19 protein-coding genes are annotated in these 20,603 nt (G+C 64.8%); 9 read left to right on the plus strand and 10 right to left on the minus strand.

Features of this window, described 5'->3' with window-relative positions; genetic code table 11:
• The first annotated feature begins 2 nt into the window (after positions 1-2).
• From B4920_RS00865 to B4920_RS00895, 7 genes are all read left to right on the plus strand, one after another.
• Positions 3-680: a flagellar basal body L-ring protein FlgH gene (locus B4920_RS00865; protein ID WP_079432711.1), complete on the plus strand. Its 678-nt coding sequence runs from the start codon at positions 3-5 to the stop codon at positions 678-680.
• A gap of 12 nt (positions 681-692) precedes the next feature.
• Entirely contained in the window at positions 693-1,802 is a 1,110-nt protein-coding gene (locus B4920_RS00870) for a flagellar basal body P-ring protein FlgI (protein ID WP_079432712.1), read from the plus strand.
• Positions 1,802-2,770 (plus strand): flagellar assembly peptidoglycan hydrolase FlgJ, encoded by a 969-nt coding sequence (gene flgJ, locus B4920_RS00875; protein WP_079432713.1) that lies wholly within the window; start codon positions 1,802-1,804, stop codon positions 2,768-2,770. The genes B4920_RS00870 and flgJ overlap by 1 nt, the downstream gene beginning before the upstream one ends.
• 80 nt (positions 2,771-2,850) lie before the next feature.
• Complete coding sequence (gene flgK, locus B4920_RS00880; RefSeq protein ID WP_079432714.1) at positions 2,851-4,803, plus strand: flagellar hook-associated protein FlgK; 1,953 nt, start codon at positions 2,851-2,853, stop codon at positions 4,801-4,803.
• A gap of 11 nt (positions 4,804-4,814) precedes the next feature.
• Complete coding sequence (gene flgL / locus B4920_RS00885; protein ID WP_079432715.1) at positions 4,815-6,005, plus strand: flagellar hook-associated protein FlgL; 1,191 nt, start codon at positions 4,815-4,817, stop codon at positions 6,003-6,005.
• Positions 6,006-6,009: 4 nt separating this feature from the next.
• Positions 6,010-6,471 carry a hypothetical protein gene (locus B4920_RS00890; RefSeq protein ID WP_139379396.1) on the plus strand — a complete coding sequence of 154 codons (462 nt, stop codon included), beginning with the start codon at positions 6,010-6,012 and terminating at the stop codon, positions 6,469-6,471.
• A gap of 93 nt (positions 6,472-6,564) precedes the next feature.
• Entirely contained in the window at positions 6,565-6,870 is a 306-nt protein-coding gene (locus tag B4920_RS00895) for a PilZ domain-containing protein (RefSeq protein ID WP_088179346.1), read from the plus strand.
• A 31-nt stretch (positions 6,871-6,901) separates the two neighbouring features.
• Here B4920_RS00895 and B4920_RS00900 read toward each other — a convergent pair whose 3' ends face one another.
• The 4 genes from B4920_RS00900 to B4920_RS00915 all read right to left on the minus strand — a co-directional run bounded on the left by B4920_RS00900 (position 6,902) and on the right by B4920_RS00915 (position 12,623).
• Positions 6,902-9,475, minus strand: a complete 2,574-nt coding sequence (locus B4920_RS00900; protein WP_079432718.1) for an MASE3 domain-containing protein — start codon at positions 9,473-9,475, stop codon at positions 6,902-6,904.
• Between the two features lie 146 nt (positions 9,476-9,621).
• The gene (locus B4920_RS00905; RefSeq protein WP_079432719.1) at positions 9,622-10,404 is read right to left on the minus strand and encodes a hypothetical protein; all 783 of its coding nucleotides are present in this window, start codon (positions 10,402-10,404) and stop codon (positions 9,622-9,624) included.
• A 125-nt stretch (positions 10,405-10,529) separates the two neighbouring features.
• On the minus strand, positions 10,530-12,065 hold the full coding sequence (locus B4920_RS00910) for a fumarate hydratase (protein WP_079432720.1): 1,536 nt from the start codon (positions 12,063-12,065) through the stop codon (positions 10,530-10,532).
• A 27-nt stretch (positions 12,066-12,092) separates the two neighbouring features.
• Positions 12,093-12,623, minus strand: a complete 531-nt coding sequence (locus B4920_RS00915) for a TIGR00645 family protein (RefSeq protein WP_079433105.1) — start codon at positions 12,621-12,623, stop codon at positions 12,093-12,095.
• A gap of 104 nt (positions 12,624-12,727) precedes the next feature.
• On the opposite strand from B4920_RS00915, the gene purB reads away from it, so the two are divergent.
• Both purB and B4920_RS00925 read left to right on the plus strand, forming a co-directional pair.
• On the plus strand, positions 12,728-14,095 hold the full coding sequence (purB, locus tag B4920_RS00920) for an adenylosuccinate lyase (RefSeq protein ID WP_079432721.1): 1,368 nt from the start codon (positions 12,728-12,730) through the stop codon (positions 14,093-14,095).
• A 10-nt stretch (positions 14,096-14,105) separates the two neighbouring features.
• Positions 14,106-14,423, plus strand: a complete 318-nt coding sequence (locus tag B4920_RS00925; protein ID WP_079432722.1) for a DUF2322 family protein — start codon at positions 14,106-14,108, stop codon at positions 14,421-14,423.
• Between the two features lie 129 nt (positions 14,424-14,552).
• Here B4920_RS00925 and cysN read toward each other — a convergent pair whose 3' ends face one another.
• The 6 genes from cysN to B4920_RS00955 are packed head-to-tail and all read right to left on the minus strand — an operon-like array spanning position 14,553 to position 20,557.
• Positions 14,553-15,836 (minus strand): sulfate adenylyltransferase subunit CysN, encoded by a 1,284-nt coding sequence (gene cysN, locus B4920_RS00930; protein ID WP_079432723.1) that lies wholly within the window; start codon positions 15,834-15,836, stop codon positions 14,553-14,555.
• Complete coding sequence (cysD, locus tag B4920_RS00935; RefSeq protein WP_079432724.1) at positions 15,837-16,772, minus strand: sulfate adenylyltransferase subunit CysD; 936 nt, start codon at positions 16,770-16,772, stop codon at positions 15,837-15,839. It abuts the gene before it with no gap.
• A gap of 33 nt (positions 16,773-16,805) precedes the next feature.
• Positions 16,806-17,531 carry a phosphoadenylyl-sulfate reductase gene (locus B4920_RS00940; RefSeq protein WP_079432725.1) on the minus strand — a complete coding sequence of 242 codons (726 nt, stop codon included), beginning with the start codon at positions 17,529-17,531 and terminating at the stop codon, positions 16,806-16,808.
• A gap of 16 nt (positions 17,532-17,547) precedes the next feature.
• The gene (locus B4920_RS00945; protein ID WP_079432726.1) at positions 17,548-18,072 is read right to left on the minus strand and encodes a DUF934 domain-containing protein; all 525 of its coding nucleotides are present in this window, start codon (positions 18,070-18,072) and stop codon (positions 17,548-17,550) included.
• Positions 18,065-19,747 (minus strand): nitrite/sulfite reductase, encoded by a 1,683-nt coding sequence (locus B4920_RS00950; protein ID WP_079432727.1) that lies wholly within the window; start codon positions 19,745-19,747, stop codon positions 18,065-18,067. The genes B4920_RS00945 and B4920_RS00950 overlap by 8 nt, the downstream gene beginning before the upstream one ends.
• Before the next feature lie 30 nt (positions 19,748-19,777).
• Complete coding sequence (locus B4920_RS00955) at positions 19,778-20,557, minus strand: sulfite exporter TauE/SafE family protein (RefSeq protein WP_079432728.1); 780 nt, start codon at positions 20,555-20,557, stop codon at positions 19,778-19,780.
• Positions 20,558-20,603 lie beyond the last annotated feature (46 nt).

Below are 20,603 nucleotides of genomic sequence, written 5' to 3' on the forward strand. Positions count from 1 at the left end.
TCGTGTTTCTGTCCCGTTTCCTGTCTGTACTGTTGCTGGCTGGGCTGAGCGGCTGCGCCGCCCTGCAGAGCACACCGCCGACTGCCGTCCACCAGCCGATGACCATCCGTCCGGAAGCACGGACGGCCCAGGCCTCCCAGGCCGGCTCGATCTTTCAGCCGAGCTTCTCGCGCCCATTGTTCGAGGATCGGCGGGCGCGCTTCGTCGGCGACGTGATCACCGTCAATCTGGTCGAACAGACCGCGGCGAGTAAGAAGTCGTCGGCCAATGCAGAACGCAATGCCAGCCTCAGCGCCTCTTTGTCGGGGTTGGCCAAGGTGCCGCTGGCCGGTGCGCTCAACGGGCTCGGCGCCACCGCCTCGGATGCCAGCAAGTTCGGTGGCAAGGGCGACGCGGCGGCCAACAATGCCTTCACCGGTACGATCACCACGACCGTCATCGAGGTACTGGCCAACGGCAACCTGCTGGTGTCCGGCGAAAAGCAGATCGCCATCAACCAGGGCAACGAATTCATCCGTTTCTCCGGCATCGTCAATCCGGTGAACGTGACCGGCAGCAACACCGTGCAGTCCACCCAGGTCGCCGATGCGCGCATCGAGTACCGGGCCAACGGCTATATCGACGAAACCGAGAATATGGGCTGGCTGCAGCGTTTCTTCGTGAACGTGATGCCTTTCTGAGGGGCCTGAACGATGTCTTACCTGTCCCGTCTGTGCCTGGCTCTTGCCGCGGTGGCGAGCCTGACCGTCGGCGCCCCGGCCCAGGCCGAGCGCCTGAAGGATCTGGCGTCGATCGGTGGTGTGCGGCAGAACCAGCTGGTTGGTTACGGTCTGGTGGTCGGTCTCGACGGCTCCGGCGACCAGACCACCCAGACGCCCTTCACGGTGCAGAGCATCATCAACATGCTCGGCAATCTGGGTGTCACCTTGCCGCCCGGGCAGTCCCTGCAGCTCAAGAACGTGGCGGCGGTGATGGTCACGGCCAGCCTGCCGCCCTTTGCCCGCCCCGGGCAGCAGATCGACGTGACGGTCTCGTCGATGGGTAACGCCCGTTCCCTCAAGGGGGGCACCCTGGTGATGACGCCGCTCAAGGGGGCCGACGGGCAGATCTATGCGATGGCCCAGGGCAGCCTTGCCGTGAGCGGCGCCAGCGGTTCGGCGGGCGGTGCGAAAGTGACCGTCAATCACCTGTCGGCCGGGCGCATTCCGGGGGGCGCCACGGTGGAGCGTGCGGTGGCGAGTCCTGTGGGGCAGGGGGATTCGGTTTTCGTCGAACTCAACGAAGCGGACTTCGGCACCGCCCAGAACGTAGTGGATGCCATCAACCGTGTTACGCCCGGTGCGGCCCAGGCCATCGATGGGCGGCAGATCCAGGTACTGGCGCCGGAAGACCCCAATCGCCGTGTGGCCTTCCTCGGCCGTCTCGAGAACCTCGATGTGACGCCGGCAGTGCAGGCTGCCAAGGTGATTGTCAATTCGCGAACCGGCTCGGTGGTGATGAACCAGAAGGTGGCGCTGCAGAATTGTGCGGTGGCTCACGGTAGCCTGACCGTGACGGTCAACAACGAGCAGCAGGTGAGCCAGCCCAACCCGCTGTCCGGCGGCCAGACTGCGGTCACCAACAAGGGTTCGGTGGACATCAAGCAGGACGGCGGCACCCTGTTCAACATCAAGGCCGGCACCAACCTGGCCGATGTGGTCAAGGCGCTCAACGCCGTAGGCGCCAACCCCCTCGAACTGATCGCTATCCTGCAGGCCATGAAGGCCAGTGGCGCTTTGCGGGCCGAACTCGAGGTGATCTGATGGCGGATTTCAGCCAGATCAACGCCCTCGACCCGAATGCGCTGTCCGGCCTGAAGCGTCTTTCCAAGGACAATTCGCCTGAGGCCATCAAGGAGGCGTCCCGCCAGTTCGAGGCCCTGTTCGTGCAGCAGGTCATGAAGTCCATGCGTGATGCGACGCCCAAGGGCGGCATGTTCGACACTGAAGAGACGCGCATGTACCAATCACTGCTCGACCAGCAGATGTCCATGCAGCTGTCTGCCCGCGGCAAGGGCTTCGGCCTCGCCAAGGTCATCGAGCGGCAGATGCTCCAGGGGCGGGAGCCCGTGAGCCTGCCGGATGGCCCGGTGCCCCTGGAGCCGACGATCCGGCGTGGTTTCGATGCCGCCGTGTCGCCTGCGGCAAAGGATGGCAGCGAAGCGGCAAATCCTGCCGCAGCCTTGCCGGCCGCGGATGCGTCGAGTGCCGTTGTGCCGCAGTTGCCGGGCATGCCGGCCGGCAGCCGGGCCCGGGCTTTCGTCGACAAGGTCTGGCCGCAAGCTGTCGAGGCCAGCAAGGCCACCGGCATTCCGGCACGTTTCCTGGTTGCCCAGGCGGCCCTCGAGACTGGGTGGGGCAAGCACGAGCTGAAGAATGCCGATGGTACGCCCAGCTACAACCTCTTCAACATCAAGGCTGGACGCAGCTGGAACGGCGCCACGGTGAATACCTCCACCACCGAACACCGCAATGGCCAGCCGACGACGGAGAGCGCTCGCTTCCGTGCCTATGGCTCCTACGAGGAGTCCTTTCGCGACTATGCCCGCCTGATCGGCAGCAACCCGCGTTACGCCGCGGTGGTCGGCCAGACGGACGCGACCCGCTTTGCCCGTGGCCTGCAGGCGGCGGGCTATGCCACCGACCCCATGTATGCGGACAAGCTCGCCCGCATCATCAACGGCAACACCCTGCGGGTTGCCCTCGCTGCCGGATCCACCCCCAGCGCCTGAGCGGCGGTGTTTGCCGGTTCGTTGCTGGCAAAGTTCTTGCGTAGTCTGCCGTAGATACCTCCGAACCAGGGACGCGGATCATGGGCAGCAGCATCTTCAATATTGGCCTCACCGGACTCAACGCCGCCCAGGCGGGGCTCATCACGACCAGCCACAACATCTCGAATGCGGGAACGGCCGGTTACAGCCGCCAGTCGACGGTCCAGAGCACCAACCCGGCGATGTTCAGCGGTGCGGGCTTCTTCGGTGAAGGGACCAAGGTCGATACGATCAAGCGGGCCTACGACAGCTTCCTGACCAATCAGGTGCTGTCCGCCGACACCAAGTACAACGAGTACAACACCTACAGCGTGGAGATCAGTCAGATCGACAACATGCTGGCCGATGCCACGGTGGGTCTCGAGCCGGCGGTGGACTCCTTCTTCCAGGGCGTGCAGGAAGTGGCGGCCAACCCGTCGAGCATTCCTGCCCGCCAGTCGATGATCTCCACCGCGCAAAGCCTGGTCGATCGCTTCAAGAACCTGGCCACCCGCCTCAACGACATCCGCTCCGGTGTCGAGGGGCAGATCAAGGACACGGTCACCTCGATCAGCACTTACGCGCAGGAGATCGCCGACGTCAATCGTCAGATCGCCATCGCCCAGCAGGCCGGGTCGTCCCAGCCGGCGAATGACCTGCTCGACAAGCGCGACCAGCTGGTGAAGGAATTGAATCAGCTGGTGCGGGTGTCCACCACCACGGCCAGTGACGGCTCGATGTCGGTCTTCATCGGCACCGGTCAGCCGCTGGTGGTCGGCATCAACGCCACCAAGCTCGAGGCCCGGCCGTCCACCACCGATCCGTCCCGTCTCAACGTCAACATCATCACGCAGAGTGGCGCCCCGCTGACGGTGCCTGAAAGCCTGCTCGGCGGTGGCAAGCTCGGCGGCTTGCTGGCAATGCGGTCGGAGTCTCTCGATACGACGCAGAACCAGCTTGGTCTGATTGCCATCGGCCTGAGCTCCGCCTTCAATGCCCAGCATGCGCTTGGTCAGGATCTCAATGGCAATCTCGGCACGTCCTTCTTCACGACGCCCCCCGTCACCGTCCTGAGCGACTCCAGCGCGACCACGACCCCGCCGACGGTGCAACTGAGCAACGTCTCCAAGCTGACCGGCGATGATTACAAGCTCGTCTTCACCGACGCCATCGGCAACTATTCGTTGACCCGTCTTTCCGACGGCATGTCGGTGAGCCCCGCGACGGTCGGCCTGTCGATCACGCCGCCGGCCACCTCCAAGCCCGGTGACAGCTTCGTCATCCAGCCCACCCGCAACGCTGCGGCCAACATCGACGTCGCCATTTTCGACACCCGCATGATCGCCGCTGCGGCACCGATCACCGCATCGGCCACCAGCTCCAACCTGGGCTCTGCCAGCATCACGGCGCCGGTGGTGTCGAGCACGACCAATCTGGCCAGCTTCGGTACGACGGCGGCCCCGCTGACGCTGACCTACTCGGGCGGTACGCTGACCGGCTTCCCGGCCGGCCTGCCGGTCACCTACACGCCGCCCGGCGGCACGGCGGTGACGGCGGCGGCGCCAGTGGCGTCGATCCCTTATACGAGCGGGATGACGGTCAGTTTCGGTGGCGTGTCCTTCGCGATGAACGGTGCCCCGCAAACCAACGATACGTTCAAGCTGGGGCCCAACACGGGCGGCGTGTCGGACAGCCGCAACGCGGTTCTGCTCGGCAACCTGCAGACGAGCAAGCAGCTGCTCGCCGCCAATGGCCAGCCGTCGGCAACCTTCCAGTCGGTATATGCCCAGCTGGTCAGCGTGGTCGGCAACAAGGCCCGCGAGGTCAGCGTGAACAGCGATGCGCAGAAAAGCCTGGTGGATCAGGCGGCCCAGGCCCAGCAATCGGTGGCCGGCGTCAATCTGGATGAAGAAGCGGCCAATCTGATCCGTTATCAACAGGCGTACCAGGCGGCGGGCAAGGTCATGACCATTGCCTCCAAACTTTTCGACCAAGTGCTGGCCCTTGGCCAGTAAGGAGCACCATCATGCGAGTCACCACCGGCATGATCTTTGACAGCGGCGTCGCGCAGATCCAGTCGCAGAACAGCCAGTTGATGAAGAGCCAGAAAGAGGTTGCCACGGGGCGCCGGGTGCTGGCGCCGTCGGACGATCCCGTGGCATCGGCACGGGCGCTGGAAGTGACCCAGTCGAAGAGCGTCAATGCGCTGTACACCTCCAACCAGGGCTACGCGGCGGACCAGCTCAAGCTGGTGGACAGCAAGCTGAGTGCCGCCACGGATCTCGTGACCTATGTGCGTACGCGTGCCGTCGAGTCCGGCAACGGCGCCTATTCCACCAGCGAGCAGTTGAGCATCGCTGCGGACATCACCCAGCAATATTCCGCCCTGCAGGGCATTGCCAATAGCCAGGACTCCACCGGCGAATACGTCTTCGGCGGTTACACCAGCAATACCCAGCCTTTCGTCGGCAGCCTGACCACCGGCATGACCTACCAGGGCGATCAGGGCGCGCGTACCCTGCAGATCTCCTCATCGCGCAACCTGCCGGTGACCAGCTCCGGCGATGAGATCTTCAACGTCCTGCGGGCGTCCGCCGGTTCGGCCTTTGCGCTCAGTTCGGCCGGCAACACCGGCACGGCACTGGTCTCCGGCATGAGTTTGAGTGCCTATAACAACCATGCCTACGACATCAGCGTGGGGGCCGGCCCGACCTACCAGGTCTTCGACTCCACCGCCGACCCCACCCATGCGGCGCCGATCACCCCGACGGTGACGACCAGCGGTTCGGACACGACCCTCAATTTCGGTGGCGTGACGCTGACCCTGACCGGGGCGCCGGCAGCCGGAGACAGCTATTCGGTCAGTACCGTGGCCAGCGCCTTCGACATCATGGGCAATTTCGCGACCGCCCTGCAGTCGGGCAACACAGCCGTGACCCGCTTTGGGGGGCGTCAGGCCATTGCCGGCATGGATGCGGCGCAGGACAGCATTTCGCGTGTGCAGGCCGGCGTGGGCTCCCGCATGCTCGAAGTCGAAACGCAGCAGAACATCGGCAGCAGCCTGGACCTCCAGTACAGCGAAACCCTGTCACGCCTGCAGGATGCGGATTACGCATCGGCGGTGAGCAGCCTGTCCCAGCAGCAGATCTATCTGCAGGCGGCGCAGCAGAGCTTCATCAAGGTCAGCAACCTGTCTCTCTTCAATTACATCAATTAAGCCGATGCGGGTTCGTCTGCGATCCGTCGGGGTGCTCGGGCTCAGCCTGGCTCTTGCTGCATGCGGCAGTACGCCAGCGAAAGAGTGGGCGCTGTTGCCGGCCGGCATCCTAATGGCATCCGACGCCGGATATCTGAATGCGTCGATGCTGGCCGCGGGTGTGATCTTCTATGTGGTCAGCGATCCCTTCGCGCCCAACTGGAGCATCGAAGAGGCCCGCCAGGGCGACGATCGCTATCTGCTGGCCCTGCGCCTGAAGGCCATTCATTCCGGGGGCGACGGCGAGGCCCGCCAGGTGTTCAAGCGCCGGGCGGCACAACTGGCCGGACAGCCGGGCTTTGCTTCCTACGAGGTGATTTCCTGGCAGGAAGGGCTCGAAAGCACCCGTCCGTTTGCCCAGCGGGTTGCTTTTGGCGAGTTGCGTCTGGTTCGTGCGGAACCCTCGCCGGGCGTTCCGGTGCGATAAGCGTCACACCGCCGTGCCTGCAAGTGTTTCGGAGCCTTGCGGGACGGGGCCGAGTTTCGTATGGTGCGCGCTTCGACCGCTGGAATTGCTGATATGGACCGAATGACCGAAAGGCGGAAGGATCGCCGCATTCCGCTGGGCTGCAAGGTGGGCATCCGGCCCTACGGCGGCGGGCCGACCGTGGTCGGTACATGCATCGAGCTGGGCGTCGGTGGCATGACGATCCATTCCAGCCATGTGCCGCGCATGGATGAAGTCTTCGAAGTCGCGGTGCTCCCACCGGAGAGTGGTGGTGCCTACATGCCCCTGCATGCGCGGGTACGCGTGCGACGCTGCCATGGTCTGGAGCAGGCCGGTGTTTACGAGATGGGCGTGGAAATCATCGAAATCATCCGCTGAGGGACTTCCGCAGGACGGGATGTTGTCTCGGTCAACCGGTCGTGACCAGTGCTGCGCCTTCTGCCGGATGGCCGGCAAAGAACGGCAGCTTTTCAAACTCTTCCGCCGGGCACGGCTTGCCCAGGTGGTAGCCCTGCAGGACATCCACCTCCAGTTGTTCGAGCGTCGAAGCGGTGGCTTCATCTTCGACGCCTTCCGCCACGGTACGCAGGCCCAGGGCCCGGGCCAGGTTGACGATGGCCTGCAGGATGCGCAGGCCGTCCGGCGTATGGACCCGCTGCACGAAGGAAATGTCGATCTTCAGTTCGCCGACCGGCAACTCGTGCAGTTGGGACAGGGAAGCGTAACCCGTGCCGAAGTCGTCGATCGACAGCGTGAAGCCGGTCTGCACCAGCTGGCGCAGGCGCTCCTCGGCGCATTCCACCTCCATCAGCGCCACTGACTCGGTCACTTCCAGGATCAGGGCGGCGGCTGGCAGGCCGTAGTTGTTCGCATCTGCCAGCAGGGTGTCGACGAAATCCGGTGCAAACAGCTGGCGCTTGGAGATGTTCAGGGACAGCTGCAGGTCCGGGCGCAACCGGTACCACTGGGCGAACTGCTCGAGCGCCTGGCGACGCACCAGCTGGCCGAGATCGTGGATCAGGCCGAGGGTCTCCGCCATCGGGATGAAGGTGCCCGGGGAGATCCAGCCTAGATCCGCGTCGTGCCAGCGGGCCAGTGCTTCGGCGCCAGTCAGCGGGCGCGTGCCGTTGGCGTCCGGCGTGGCGGCGAACTGGGGCTGGAACCAGCTGGTGATGCGGCCGTCGCGGATCGCCTGGGCCAGCCGCGACTGGATGTAGAGTTCCTTCTTGCCGAGCCCGCGGGCCGACATGTCGGAGAACAGCTGGAAATTGTTGCGGCCCTGGGACTTGGCATAGAACATCGCCCGGTCGGCATGGGCCAGCAGGGTGTCCACGCTGTCGCTGTCGTCCGGGTAGAGGGAGATCCCCATGCTGAAGGTGGCATTGATGGGCTGGCCTTCCAGCTCATAGGTCTGCTGCATCACGCCGACCAGCTTGCGGGCCACCTGGCGGGCGTCTTCCGCACTGCTCAGGCCGGGCAGCAGGGCGACGAACTCATCACCGCCCCAGCGGGCGATGGTATCGCCGTCGCGCAGACTCTTCTCGAGCGCCTTGGCCATGCTCAGCAGCAGCGCGTCGCCGGTCTTGTGGCCGTAGGCATCGTTGATGTTCTTGAAGTGGTCGAGGTCGATGAAGCACACGGCAAGCCGCGCATTGGTGCGCCGTGCCAGCTGGACGGATTTCTTGATGCGGTCTTCCAGCAGGACCCGGTTGGGCAGGCCGGTGAGTGCGTCGTGCAGGGCCATGTGGGCGATGTGGCGTTCCTGCAGATAGGTCTTGGTGATGTCACGCAGCACGCCCCGGATGCCGACCAGCTGCGCTTCTTCGTTGCGTTCTGCGACGAAGCGGCATTCCATCCATTGTTCGTAGGCGGCGTCGGCCATGATGCGGAAGCGGCCGTGGAACTCGTCCTTGTGGCCGTTGTGCAGGTCGCCCAGGCATTTCAGGAAGGCATTGCGGTCGTCCATGTGGATGGCTTCGGCCAGCGGACCGTTGCCCGGTACATTGCCGATGAGATGCCACCAGCCGCTGTTGGCACTGGAGATGCGGCCGTCGGGCAGCAGTTCCAGCACGGCCTCGTCGAGCATGTCGAGGGTCCGCACGAAGGAGTGCTGCTCCGCGGCCCACAGCTTCTCCTTGGCCAGTGCCCGGTTGAGTGCGGCGAAGGGCTGGTGCACGCTGTCGACGAAAACCGCCCGGTAGATGAAGCCGTAGGAAATGACCTTGTAGATGTGGCCGACGAAATTGAAGATGTCGCTGACCGATGCGTACAGGGTGAAGCACAGTTCGGACAGGGCGGCGATTGCCGCGGCGGCGAACAGGTCTGCCGCATTGTGGGCGGCGCCGCGGCGGGCCTGCCGGTAAAACAGCACGGCCGAGAGCCCGTAGAGGATGATCAGTCCATACTCGCTGTTGATCTTCAGGCGGGTCAGGCCGCTTTCCTGAACGAAGAAGGCCGGCAGGCTGGCGGCATTGAACAGCTCCAGCCAATACACCGCGCCGACGTAGCCGAACACCGCTGCCAGCAGGCCGTAGCGGGAATGGCTGCGCAGCATGGGCTGCCACGGGCGGGCTGCAGCCATCAGCAAGCCGATGGCCACCAGAGTGCGGGCGGCCAGCCAGAAGACGATGGCCTTCTGGGGGCTGGACGGGGTGACGAAGTCCGGCATGCCGCGGTAGCCGAACATGTGCCCGAAATCGAGCAGAGCCGTGCCCAGGAGCACGGCGCCGAGCAGGACCACATTGCCCGGTCGGGTGTGGGAGTACGCGTTCCAGGCAATGCCGAAGACCAGCATCGACACGATGATCGATGCGGTTTCCATGCCTGCGTGCAAAGGGAGGAAGCGTCCCAGGCCCAGATCCACGCCCCCTTCCTGCAGCCAGAGCAGGAGATACAGCAGGGTCAGCGTACCCAGCCAGTAAAAGGCCTGGGTCAGGTCCTGGGGGCGGGATGGGAGCAGGGGGGGCGAATTTTCAACACGCATCGGGACGCCAGGCACACGGACAAGAGCGGGGGGACGGATATCAGGTGAACACTAATATCACAAAGTGTTGACATGACGGCGAAGCGCGCTGGCTTGGGCGTGAAATATGGCGTTATGTGCCTGCAATTATGGCAAAGGCACGGCGCTTAATGCTGGTGGTGTGTGTCCGGCAGACCGATTTCCCGTGCGGACTGGGGGCCGATAAGGGTTTGCGCCAGGCTGTCGGGGATCCTTGCCCGGTCGATGTCGAGCGGGATGCGGCCGGCCATGATTTCTGCGGTCTGTTGCGGGTGAAGCGGCTGTTGCTGTGGGTCGGCATAGCCGTCGGGAAAGCGCGGAGCGAGGCTGTGGGGGTCGTACTTGTCGGTGGCTCCGAGGGTGTGCAGCAGTTCGTGGGCAATGACCACGGCGTTGCGCTGGCGCTCGCTGCGGCTGGCGAATACCTTCACGACGCCGATCTTGCCTTTCTCGAGACCGACCGAGTGATCCAGCGAAGGTGTCAGCACTGGGTCGTGATAAAGCAGGAACAGGCGTACGTCCGGCCGGGGGCCGGGGGCCGTGTCGTGACGCCAGGCCCAGAAGCGCAGCTGCAGGCTCCAGCCTATCGTCGTCAAGGCATTACCGCCGGCGGGGAAGGGTGGTGGCTGGCTGCCGAGCGGCGGCGCCAGGCTGATGGCCAGCGGCCGCAACAGGGGGCGCCCGTGACGTTGCAGCTCCGCTTCCAGCCAGTCGCCGATCACCGAGAAGTCCTCGGGTTTCAGGTCGGTGACGATGCGCCGGCTTGTATCGGACGGGTCGGCAGCGATCGGATAGATCGTCACATGCAGCGTGTTTTCCCAGGCCGTTGTGCGGGCCGTGGATTTCCAGTTGCCGACGATCACGGTGGCGAGGATGAACAGCAGGATGGCGATGCGGAGCTTGCGGAACATGGAGAATCGCTGGGGTGCCGCGAGGGCGGCTTCCGGAAAGAGCCCGGATTATGCCAAAAGATTTTGTGCGGACCGAAAAAAAGCCCGGCCAGACGGCCGGGCTCGGGTGCTGCGCTGGGGCGTGATCAGGCGACGGTGACCGGGATCTTGCCGATCTTGGCCTGCCATTCCTTCGGGCCGGTGTTGTGCACGCTGGTGCCGGAGGAGTCCACCGCCACGGTGACGGGCATGTCCTGCACGTCGAACTCGTAGATGGCTTCCATGCCCAGGTCGGCAAAGCCGACGACCTTGGCCGACTTGATGGCCTTGGCCACCAGATAGGCGGCACCGCCGACGGCCATCAGGTAGGCGGACTTGTTGTCCTTGATCGCCTCGATGGCCGCCGGGCCGCGCTCGGACTTGCCGATCATGGAGATCAGGCCGGTCTTCTCGAGCATCATGCGGGTGAACTTGTCCATGCGGGTGGCGGTGGTCGGGCCGGCGGGGCCGACGACCTCGTCACGCACCGGATCCACCGGGCCGACGTAGTAGATCACGCGGTTGGTGAAGTCGACGGGCAGCTTCTCGCCCTTGGCCAGCATGTCGGCGATGCGCTTGTGGGCGGCGTCGCGGCCGGTCAGCATCTTGCCGTTGAGGAGCAGCTTCTGGCCCGGCTTCCAGGCGGCGACTTCTTCCTTGGTCAGGGTGTCGAGATTGACGCGGATGGCCGACTTGAGGTCCGGCGTCCAGGTCACGGCGGGCCAGTCTTCCAGCTTCGGCGGCTCGATCTTGGCCGGGCCGGAGCCATCCAGGTGGAAGTGGCAGTGGCGGGTGGCGGCGCAGTTGGGCACCAGCGCGACCGGCAGGTTGGCGGCGTGGCAGGGGTAATCCAGCACCTTCACGTCGAGCACGGTGGTCAGGCCACCGAGGCCCTGGGCGCCGACGCCCAGCGCATTGACCTTCTCGTACAGCTCCAGGCGCAGCTCTTCGGCGCGGGTGAGGGCGGCGCCGGAGGCTGCCTTCTCCTTCAGCTCATGGATGTTCACCGGCGCCATGATGGATTCCTTGGCGAGCAGCATGGCCTTTTCGGGCGTGCCGCCGATGCCGATGCCGATGATGCCCGGCGGACACCAGCCGGCGCCCATCTCGGGGATCTTGTGCAGGACCCAGTCGACGAGGTCGTCGGACGGGTTGAGCATCGCGAACTTGGACTTGGCTTCGGAGCCGCCGCCCTTGGCCGCACAGATCACTTCCACATGGTGGCCTTCGACGATCTCGAAGTGCACCACGGCCGGGGTGTTGTCCTTGGTGTTCTTGCGGGCACCGGCGGGGTCGGCCAGCACGGAGGCGCGCAGGGGGTTCTCGGGGTTGCTGTAGGCGCGGCGCACGCCTTCGTTGATCATCTCCTGGATGCTCATCGTGGCGTCCGGCCAGCTGACCTGCATGCCGACCTTGATGAACACCATACCGATGCCGGTGTCCTGGCAGATCGGGCGATGGCCTTCGGCGGCCATGCGGGAGTTGGTCAGGATCTGGGCGATGGCGTCCTTGGCGGCGGGGGATTCCTCGCGCTCATAGGCTTCACCCAGGGCTTTGATGTAGTCCAGCGGGTGGTAGTAGCTGATGTACTGGAAGGCGTCCGCGACGGACTGGATCAGGTCTTCCTGTTTGATGGCGGTCATGCGTGAAGCTCCCTCTACGTGATGTCGTTAGTGTTTGGACAGCAGGACGGTCTGGTTCATGATCTTGTCGACCATCGCCATGGCGAGGGCCGAGAAGAGGAATACGACGTGGATGATCACCTGCCACTGGATCGTGTGCTCGGGCAGGTTGCCGGCATTGATGAAGGTCTTCAGCAGGTGGATCGACGAGATGCCGATGATGGCGGTGGACAGCTTGATCTTCAGCACGCCGGCGTTCACGTGGGATAGCCACTCCGGCTGGTCCGGGTGGTTCTCCAGGTCGAGGCGCGACACGAAGGTCTCGTAGCCGCCGATGATGACCATGATCAGCAGGTTGGCGATCATCACCACGTCGATCAGGCCGAGCACCACCAGCATGGTCTCGGTTTCGCTGATGTGGCCGCCGGCTTCGACGACGGAACTGACCAGATGGAACAGCTCCGCCATGAACAGATAAACATAGATGCCCTGGGCCACGACCAGACCGAGGTAGAGCGGGGCCTGGAGCCAGCGGCTCCAGAAAATGAAGCGTTCTATTTGTTGCGGACCGTTGCTCATGATGATGGGCTGCAGTTTGGGGACCCCGGATTTTATCATCGGCGAACGGCTCTCCAAGACGCTAAAATAGAGAACTTTGCTTTTCCGCCTCAAGGCCTTTACGCATGAACCTGCAACCCATCACCGCGCTGTCGCCCCTCGACGGGCGCTACGAATCCAAGGTCTCCGCGCTGCGCGAGCACTTCTCCGAGTTCGGCCTGATCCGCAACCGCGTGAAGGTCGAGATCGAGTGGCTGAAGGCGCTCGCCGCCGCGCCCGAGCTGGCCGAGATCGCACCGTTCTCCGCTGCCACGATCGCCGAGCTGGATGCCGTGATCGCCGATTTCTCGGTGGCCGACGGTGAAGCCGTGAAGGCCATCGAGGCGACCACCAACCATGACGTGAAGGCGATGGAGTACTGGCTGAAGCAGCGCCTCGGCCACAACCCCGAAGTCACCCGCGTCACCGAGTTCATCCATTTCGGCTGTACCTCGGAAGACATCAACAACGTGTCCCACGCGCTGATGCTGCGCGACGGCCGCGACGGTGTGCTGCTGCCGTCCCTCGATAAGATCATCGCCCGCCTGGTCGAACTGGCCCACCAGCACGCCGAACTGCCGATGCTGTCGCGCACCCACGGCCAGCCCGCCAGCCCGACCACCCTCGGCAAGGAAATGGCCAACGTGGTGTACCGTCTGCGCCGCGTCCGCAAGGCCATCGCCAGCGTCGAGCTGACCGCCAAGTTCAACGGCGCCGTCGGCAACTACAACGCCCACCTGTCCGCCTACCCCGAGTTCGACTGGGAAGCCTTCAACGGCCGCTTCATCGAATCCCTGGGCCTCAGCTTCAACCCCTACACCATCCAGATCGAGCCCCACGATGCGATGGCCGAGCTGTACGACGCCACCGCCCGCGCCAACACCATCGTGCTGGATATCTGCCGCGACATCTGGATGTACATCTCCCTGGGCTACTTCAAGCAGAAGCTGAAGGCTGGCGAGATCGGCTCGTCCACGATGCCGCACAAGGTCAACCCGATCGACTTCGAGAACGCCGAAGGCAACCTGGGCCTCGCCAACAGCGTGCTGCGCCACCTGGCCGACAAGCTGCCGGTGTCCCGCATGCAGCGCGACCTGACCGACTCCACCGTGCTGCGCAACATGGGCGTGGCCTTCGGCTACGCCGTGCTGGCTTACGACTCCTGCTTGCGCGGTCTCGGCAAGCTGGAAGCCGAGCCGGCCCGTCTGGCGGCCGACCTGGACGCCTGCTGGGAAGTGCTGGCCGAGCCGATCCAGACCGTGATGCGCCGCTACGCCGTGCCCAACCCCTACGAGCAGCTCAAGGAGCTGACCCGCGGCAAGGGCATCACCAAGGACGCGCTGCAGGCCTTCATCGGCACGCTGGCCATCCCCGAAGCCGAAAAGGCCCGCCTGCTGGAGATGACCCCGGCCAGCTACATCGGCAAGGCCGCCGAACTGGCCAAGCGCATCTGAGGAGACGGACATGGCTTTTGCCGACAAGCTCAAGACCCTGCCGGGCGTGTCCCACCTCGCCGCGATCCAGCTGATCGACGCTGCCGACGCGGTGGTCGCCACCATCGAGAACAAGCCCGGCCAGGCCGGCTCGCTGGCGGTGTACAACCACCTGGCGCAGATCCACGGCGCGATCACCCCCGAGGCGGCGGCCCAGGGAATCGCGATCTACGAGGAGCATAGCGAGGATGCGCGCCTGAACCCCGGCAAGCATCCCAACATCGATCGCCTGATCGGCCTCGTCGAGCGGGGCGAGACCCTGCGCGTGAAGCACGTCTTCGCGACCTGAGCGGCGATGTTGAGCGGGGCGCCCCCGGGCGTCCCGTCGGCAGTCCCCAAAAAGCAAAACCCCCGGCGCGTCCGGGGGTTTTGCTTTGCAGCTCCCTGCCGCAGCAGGGGATGCAATCTACGCGTCGGCTCAGGTGTTCAGGCCCGTGATCATGCCGGCACCCACCGTGTTGTTGGTGGATTCGTCGATCAGGATGAAGGCACCGGTGGCACGCGAGTCGGTGTAATTGTCGGCGAAGACCGGCTGGGCCAGCTTGAGGTGCAGGCGGGCGATGTCGTTCATGGCCAGCGTGCTCGTCGCTTCCTTGTCCAGCGTGTTGATGTCCAGGCGGTGGGTGATGCTCGCCACCTTGGCCTTCACTTCGCGGGTGGTGTGGCGCAGCCAGTAGGTGCGCGCCGGCGACAGCGGGGTTTCCGACAGCCAGCAGACGATGGCCTCGACCTGCTTGGTCTGGGCCGGCACTTCGGCGCTGCTGACGATCATGTCGCCGCGGGAGATGTCGATCTCGTCTTCCAGCAGCAGGGTCACGGACTGCTCGTGGATCGCCTTGGGCAGGGACTCGCCGTACAGCTGGATGTCCTTGACCTTGGTGGTCAGCCCGTTGGGCAGCACGGTGACGCTGTCGCCGACCTTGATCTCGCCGGACTCGACACGGCCCATGAAGCCGCGGTAGTCGTGCAGCTCGGGGTTGTCGGAGGCCTGCGGGCGGCAAACGTACTGGACCGGGAAGCGGAAGCTCTCGGCCTGCTCGGTGTGGGCGGCGGGGGCATTCTCGAGGATGTCGATCAGCGTCGGGCCGTCGTACCAGTCCAGGCGCTCGCCACGGTCCACGATCATGTCGCCGTTGAGGGCTGACAGCGGGATGAAGCGCACGTCGGTGAGGCCGATCTGGTCGGCAAAGGCCTTGTAGTCGGCAACGATCCGGTCGTAGGTGGCCTGGTCGTAATCGACGAGGTCCATCTTGTTGACGGCCACCACCACGTGGGGAATGCCCACCAGCTTGGTCAGGTAGCTGTGGCGGCGGGTCTGGGTCAGTACGCCTTTGCGCGCGTCGATCAGGATGATCGACAGGTTCGCGGTGGAGGCGGCGGTCACCATGTTGCGGGTGTACTGCTCGTGGCCCGGCGCATCGGCGATGATGTACTTGCGGGTGCCGGTCGAGAAGTAGCGGTAGGCCACGTCGATGGTGATGCCCTGTTCGCGCTCGGCTTGCAGGCCGTCGGTGAGCAGGGACAGGTCGACGGCGGTCATGCCGCGCTTGCTGGAGGTACGTTCGATGGCGGTGAGGGTGTCGGCCAGGATGGCCTTGGTGTCGAACAGCAGGCGGCCGATCAGGGTGCTCTTGCCGTCATCCACCGAGCCACAGGTCAGGAAGCGCAGCAGGCCGCGGTCTTCAACGTGTTGGGCGCTCATTTAGAAGTAACCCTCTTTCTTGCGTTGTTCCATGGAGGCTTCGCTGGTCTGGTCGTCCAGACGCGTCGCGCCGCGCTCGGTGATCGTGGTGGTGGCGGTTTCGAGCACGATCTTCTCGACGTTGTCGGCGTCGGACTCCACCGGGGCGGTGCAGGAGATGTCGCCGACGGTGCGGAAACGCACCTGCAGGTCGATGATCTCTTCGCCGGGCTTGGGCAGGTTGGTCAGTTCGCCGTTCATCAGTGGCACGTTGACCGGCACGATGGCGCCGGAACGCATCACCACCGGACGGGTGTGGGCGAAGTAGATGCTCGGCAGCTCGAGCTTCTCGCGCTCGATGTACTGCCACACGTCCATCTCGGTCCAGTTGGAGATCGGGAAGGCGCGGATGTTCTCGCCCTTGTGGCTGCGCGCGTTGTAGAGGTTCCACAGCTCGGGGCGCTGATTCTTCGGATCCCATTGGCCGAACTCGTCGCGGAAGCTCATGATGCGTTCCTTGGCGCGGGCCTTTTCCTCGTCGCGGCGGGCGCCGCCGATACAGGCGTCGAAGCCGAACTCTTCAATGGCCTCCAGCAGCGTCACGGACTGATGCTTGTTGCGCGATTCGTTCTCGTTCTTGAGGACGACGGTGCCGCGCTTCATGGAATCTTCGACGGAGCGCACGATCAGGCGCTCGCCCAACTCGGCGGCACGCTTGTCGCGGAACGCGACGACTTCCTTGTAGTTGTGGCCGGTGTCGATGTGCATCAGCGGGAAGGGGAACTTGCCCGGGCGGAAGGCCTTTTCGGCCAGGCGCAGCATGCAGATGGAGTCCTTGCCGCCGGAGAACAGCAGCACGGGGTTGCTGCACTGGCCGGCCACTTCGCGCATGATGTGGATGGCTTCGGATTCGAGCCAATCCAGATGGCTCAGGGTCTGTTTGGTGAGCGTCGACATTGCTTTACTCGTTTTATGGTTCCTGGGTGCCCGTCACTTCTTGACGTGCAGGCCGCATTCCTTGGTTTCCGGATTTTCCCACCACCAGCGGCCGGCGCGGACGTCCTCGCCGATCGACACCGGGCGGGTGCACGGGGCACAGCCGATGCTCGGGTAGAACTTGTCGTGCAGCGCGTTGTACGGAACCTTGTTGAGGCGGATGTAGGCCCACACTTCCTTCTCGGTCCAGTCGGAGAGCGGGTTGAACTTGACGAGTCCATTGCCCTCGTCGAACTGGCGCTTGGGCAGGTCGGTGCGGGTGGTGGACTGCTGGGCGCGCAGGCCGGTGATCCAGGCCTGTTTGCCGGCCAGCGCGCGGCCCAGCGGCTCGACCTTGCGGGCGTGGCAGCAGGCCTTGCGCAGCTCGACGCTGTCGTAGAAGGCGTTGATGCCGTTTTCCCGCGTGAAGGTCTCGATAGCCTCGTGGTTCGGGTAGAAGAACTTCAGCTTGAGGCCGTAGCGCTTCTGCACCTCGGCCATCAGATCGTAGGTTTCCAGCGGCAGGCGGCCGGTGTCCAGCGAGAAGATCTCGATGGGCAGCTGATTGGTGGCGATCACGTCGGTGAGCACCATGTCCTCGGCGCCGAGGCTGTTGGCCATCGTGATGGCCGGCAGTTCGGCGGCCCAGGCGGCCAGGTCGGCCTTGAGCTGGGCGACCTTGGCCTCCACGCTGGCGAGCAGCACCGGATCGTCGAGCTTGGGGTTCTGGTTCGGATGCATCGAGATCTCTCCTCGCTCAGGCAGCGCGCTGGGCGCGGCGGAACAGAGGTTCGGGCTGGTCGATGGCGGCCTGGTAGGGCGTCGAGAAGTCCTTCAGGCTGGCCAGCGCTTCTTCCAGCTGGGCGTCGCTGTACTTGCCGGCCTTTGGCTGGATGGCATCGAAGCCGCAGCGCTGCATGAAGAAGAACTGGTCGCGCAGTACGTCGCCGATGGCGCGGATCTCGCCCTTGAAGCCGTAGCGGCTGCGCAGCAGCGCGGCGGCAGAATAGGCACGCCCGTCGGTGAACTTGGGGAAGTTGAGCGCGATGGCGCCAATGCTGTCCAGGTCGCCTTCGAGTTCGTCCACGTTCTCGTTGCTGTCCAGCCACACACCGAGGCCGGCGCGGCCGGAGAGGGCGCCGCGGTGGGCCTGCCACACGGCGAGGGGCACGAACAGCGGGCCGTCGGGCAGGCTCAGCGCCTCGGGGCCCTGGCCTTCGTCGAGAGCGAGGAATTGAGCGGCGTCGTCGATCACGCGGCCGTTCTTGATGAGCTTAGGCATGTTGCTTCCTTTCGATGATCGCGGCTTCGCCATACACGCCGAGCTTGAAGGGGTCGAGGCCGGTGCGGCGGACGGTGTCGATGAAGCGCTCGCCGTCCAGGCGCTGGGCCCGGTAGACGTCGATGATCTTGCTGATCACGTCGGGCATTTCGGCGGCGGCAAACGAGCGGCCGATCACCTTGCCGATGCTGGTGTGGTTGCCCTGGGCGCCGCCGAGGCTGACCTGGTACCACTCCTCGCCGTTCTTGTCGACGCCGAGGATGCCGATGTGGCCGACGTGGTGGTGGCCGCAGGAGTTCATGCAGCCGGAGATATTGAGTTCGAGGTCGCCGATGTCGTAGAGGTAGTCGAGGTCATCGAAGCGGGCCTGGATCGCGTTGGCGATGGGGATCGACTTGGCATTGGCGAGCGCGCAGAAGTCGCCGCCCGGGCAGCAGATGATGTCGGTCAGCAGGCCGAAGGTCGGCGTCGCCAGGCCGGCGGCGCGGGCCTTTTCCCACAGCGCGAAGAGGTCGGCCTGCTTGACGTCGGCCAGCACCAGATTCTGTTCGTGGGTGGCGCGCACTTCGCCGAAGCTGTAGATGTCGGCCCATTCGGCGACCAGGTCGAGCTGCTCGGCGGTGATGTCGCCGGGCGCCGTGGCTGGGTTCTTCAGGGACAGCACGACGATCGCGTAGCCGGGCACCTTGTGGGCCAGCACGTTGCGGCGGGCCCATGCGGCAAAGGCGGTGTTGGCGGCGCGCTGGCTGGCGTAGCCGGCGTCCTCGCCCGGCAGGGTCTCGTAGGCGGGCGTCGTGAAGTGGGCAGCGACGCGGGCTACTTCGGCTTCGGTCAGGGTGTTGGCGCCGTCCTTCCCGAAGGCCCATTCTTCCTCGACCTGGCGCTTGAACTCGGCAACGCCGAGGGCCTTGACGAGGATCTTGATGCGCGCCTTGTAGAGGTTGTCGCGGCGGCCATGGCGGTTATAGACCCGCAGGATCGCCTCGTTGTAAGTGATGATGTGCTGCCAGGGCACGAAAGCGTTGATCTCTTCACCGATGATCGGGGTGCGGCCCATGCCGCCGCCGACCAGCACGCGGAAGCCGATCTCGCCGGCCGCATCGCGCTTCAGCTCAAGGCCGATGTCGTGGCACTGGATGACCGCGCGGTCTTGATGAGCACCGTTCACGGCGATCTTGAACTTGCGCGGCAGGAAGGCGAATTCCGGGTGGAAGGTGCTCCACTGGCGCAGCACCTCGCACCACGGGCGCGGGTCGAGGTACTCGTCGCCGGCCACGCCGGCGAAGGGGTCGGAGGTGATGTTGCGGATGCACGCGCCGGAGGTCTGGATGGCGTGCATTTCCACGCCCGCCAGCTCGGCCAGGATTTCCGGCACGATCTTCAGCTCGGGCCAGTTGAACTGCACGTTCTGGCGGGTGGTGATGTGGGCGTAGCCCTTGTCGTACGTACGGGCGATGTGGGCGAGCTTGCGGACCTGGGTGGACGACAGCAGGCCGTAGGGCACGGCAACCCGCAGCATCGGCGCATGGCGCTGCACGTACAGGCCATTTTGCAGACGCAGGGGACGGAATTCGTCATCGGTCAGCTCGCCGGCCAGGTAGCGACGGGTCTGGTCGCGGAACTGGGCGACGCGCTCGTCGACGATCTTCTGGTCGTAGGGGTCGTAACGGTACATTTCGTTTTCCTGGTTTGTTCGTAAGCCCGGTCAGGCCGCAATCAACTTGCTGCCCACCAAGACCAGCATGGTTGCCAGAATCGGACGCAGCACCCGGTCGGGGATCCGGGTGGAAATGTGGCTTCCCAGCCAGATACCCGGCAGGGAGCCGATCAGCAGGCTGCCCAGCAAGGCCCAGTCGACGCTGCCGAGGAACCAGTGGCCGATGCCGGCCACCAGCGTCAGGGGCACCGCGTGGGCGATGTCGCTGCCGACGATACGCAAGGTCGCCAGCCGCGGGTACAAAAAGAACAGGGCGCTGACGCCCAGGGCGCCGGCACCCACCGACGAGATCGACACCAGAATGCCCAGCACTGCGCCGGTCAGGATGGTCAGCAGCTTGGTGCGCTGCGGATTTTCCTGGCCGCCGGACTGCTTCAGGGCGTAGGCCTGGATCTGCTTGCGAAACACGATCGCCACGGCGGTGAGGAGCAGGGCCACACCCAGCGAAACCTTGATCAGGCTGGCAGCGCCACCGATGCCGCCAGGTGCGAAGTAACCGAGCAGCAGCAGGGTGATTGTCGCCGCCGGAATGCTGCCGGTAGCCAGGCGGCGCGTCACCGTCCAGTCCACCGTGCCCTTCATGCCGTGGGCGACGGTTCCACCGGCCTTGGTGACGGCGGCGTAGAGCAGGTCGGTCCCGACGGCTACCGACGGGTTGATGCCGAACAGCAGCACCAGCAGCGGTGTCATCAAGGACCCGCCGCCTACGCCTGTCAGGCCGACGATGGCTCCCACCGCGAAGCCGGCAATCGTGTAAGCGATACTCATGATAAGCCCAAATTCCTTGTGCGGCGCATCGTAGAACGTGTTTTTA

It is taken from the genome of Zoogloea sp. LCSB751 (genome assembly GCF_002028455.1).
GTDB lineage: Bacteria > Pseudomonadota > Gammaproteobacteria > Burkholderiales > Rhodocyclaceae > Zoogloea.

Bases quoted from the DNA above. Each gene is read 5' to 3' on its own strand.
- B4920_RS00955 (WP_079432728.1), bottom strand. From the start codon at position 20,557: ATGAGTATCGCTTACACGATTGCCGGCTTCGCGGTGGGAGCCATCGTC.
- B4920_RS00890 (WP_139379396.1), top strand. From the start codon at position 6,010: ATGCGGGTTCGTCTGCGATCCGTCGGGGTGCTCGGGCTCAGCCTGGCT.
- B4920_RS00905 (WP_079432719.1), bottom strand. From the start codon at position 10,404: ATGTTCCGCAAGCTCCGCATCGCCATCCTGCTGTTCATCCTCGCCACC.
- flgK (WP_079432714.1), top strand. From the start codon at position 2,851: ATGGGCAGCAGCATCTTCAATATTGGCCTCACCGGACTCAACGCCGCC.
- B4920_RS00915 (WP_079433105.1), bottom strand. From the start codon at position 12,623: ATGAGCAACGGTCCGCAACAAATAGAACGCTTCATTTTCTGGAGCCGC.
- cysN (WP_079432723.1), bottom strand. From the start codon at position 15,836: ATGAGCGCCCAACACGTTGAAGACCGCGGCCTGCTGCGCTTCCTGACC.
- B4920_RS00910 (WP_079432720.1), bottom strand. From the start codon at position 12,065: ATGACCGCCATCAAACAGGAAGACCTGATCCAGTCCGTCGCGGACGCC.
- B4920_RS00895 (WP_088179346.1), top strand. From the start codon at position 6,565: ATGGACCGAATGACCGAAAGGCGGAAGGATCGCCGCATTCCGCTGGGC.
- flgJ (WP_079432713.1), top strand. From the start codon at position 1,802: ATGGCGGATTTCAGCCAGATCAACGCCCTCGACCCGAATGCGCTGTCC.
- purB (WP_079432721.1), top strand. From the start codon at position 12,728: ATGAACCTGCAACCCATCACCGCGCTGTCGCCCCTCGACGGGCGCTAC.
- B4920_RS00945 (WP_079432726.1), bottom strand. From the start codon at position 18,072: ATGCCTAAGCTCATCAAGAACGGCCGCGTGATCGACGACGCCGCTCAA.
- flgL (WP_079432715.1), top strand. From the start codon at position 4,815: ATGCGAGTCACCACCGGCATGATCTTTGACAGCGGCGTCGCGCAGATC.
- B4920_RS00900 (WP_079432718.1), bottom strand. From the start codon at position 9,475: ATGCGTGTTGAAAATTCGCCCCCCCTGCTCCCATCCCGCCCCCAGGAC.
- B4920_RS00940 (WP_079432725.1), bottom strand. From the start codon at position 17,531: ATGCATCCGAACCAGAACCCCAAGCTCGACGATCCGGTGCTGCTCGCC.
- cysD (WP_079432724.1), bottom strand. From the start codon at position 16,772: ATGTCGACGCTCACCAAACAGACCCTGAGCCATCTGGATTGGCTCGAA.
- B4920_RS00925 (WP_079432722.1), top strand. From the start codon at position 14,106: ATGGCTTTTGCCGACAAGCTCAAGACCCTGCCGGGCGTGTCCCACCTC.
- B4920_RS00870 (WP_079432712.1), top strand. From the start codon at position 693: ATGTCTTACCTGTCCCGTCTGTGCCTGGCTCTTGCCGCGGTGGCGAGC.
- B4920_RS00950 (WP_079432727.1), bottom strand. From the start codon at position 19,747: ATGTACCGTTACGACCCCTACGACCAGAAGATCGTCGACGAGCGCGTC.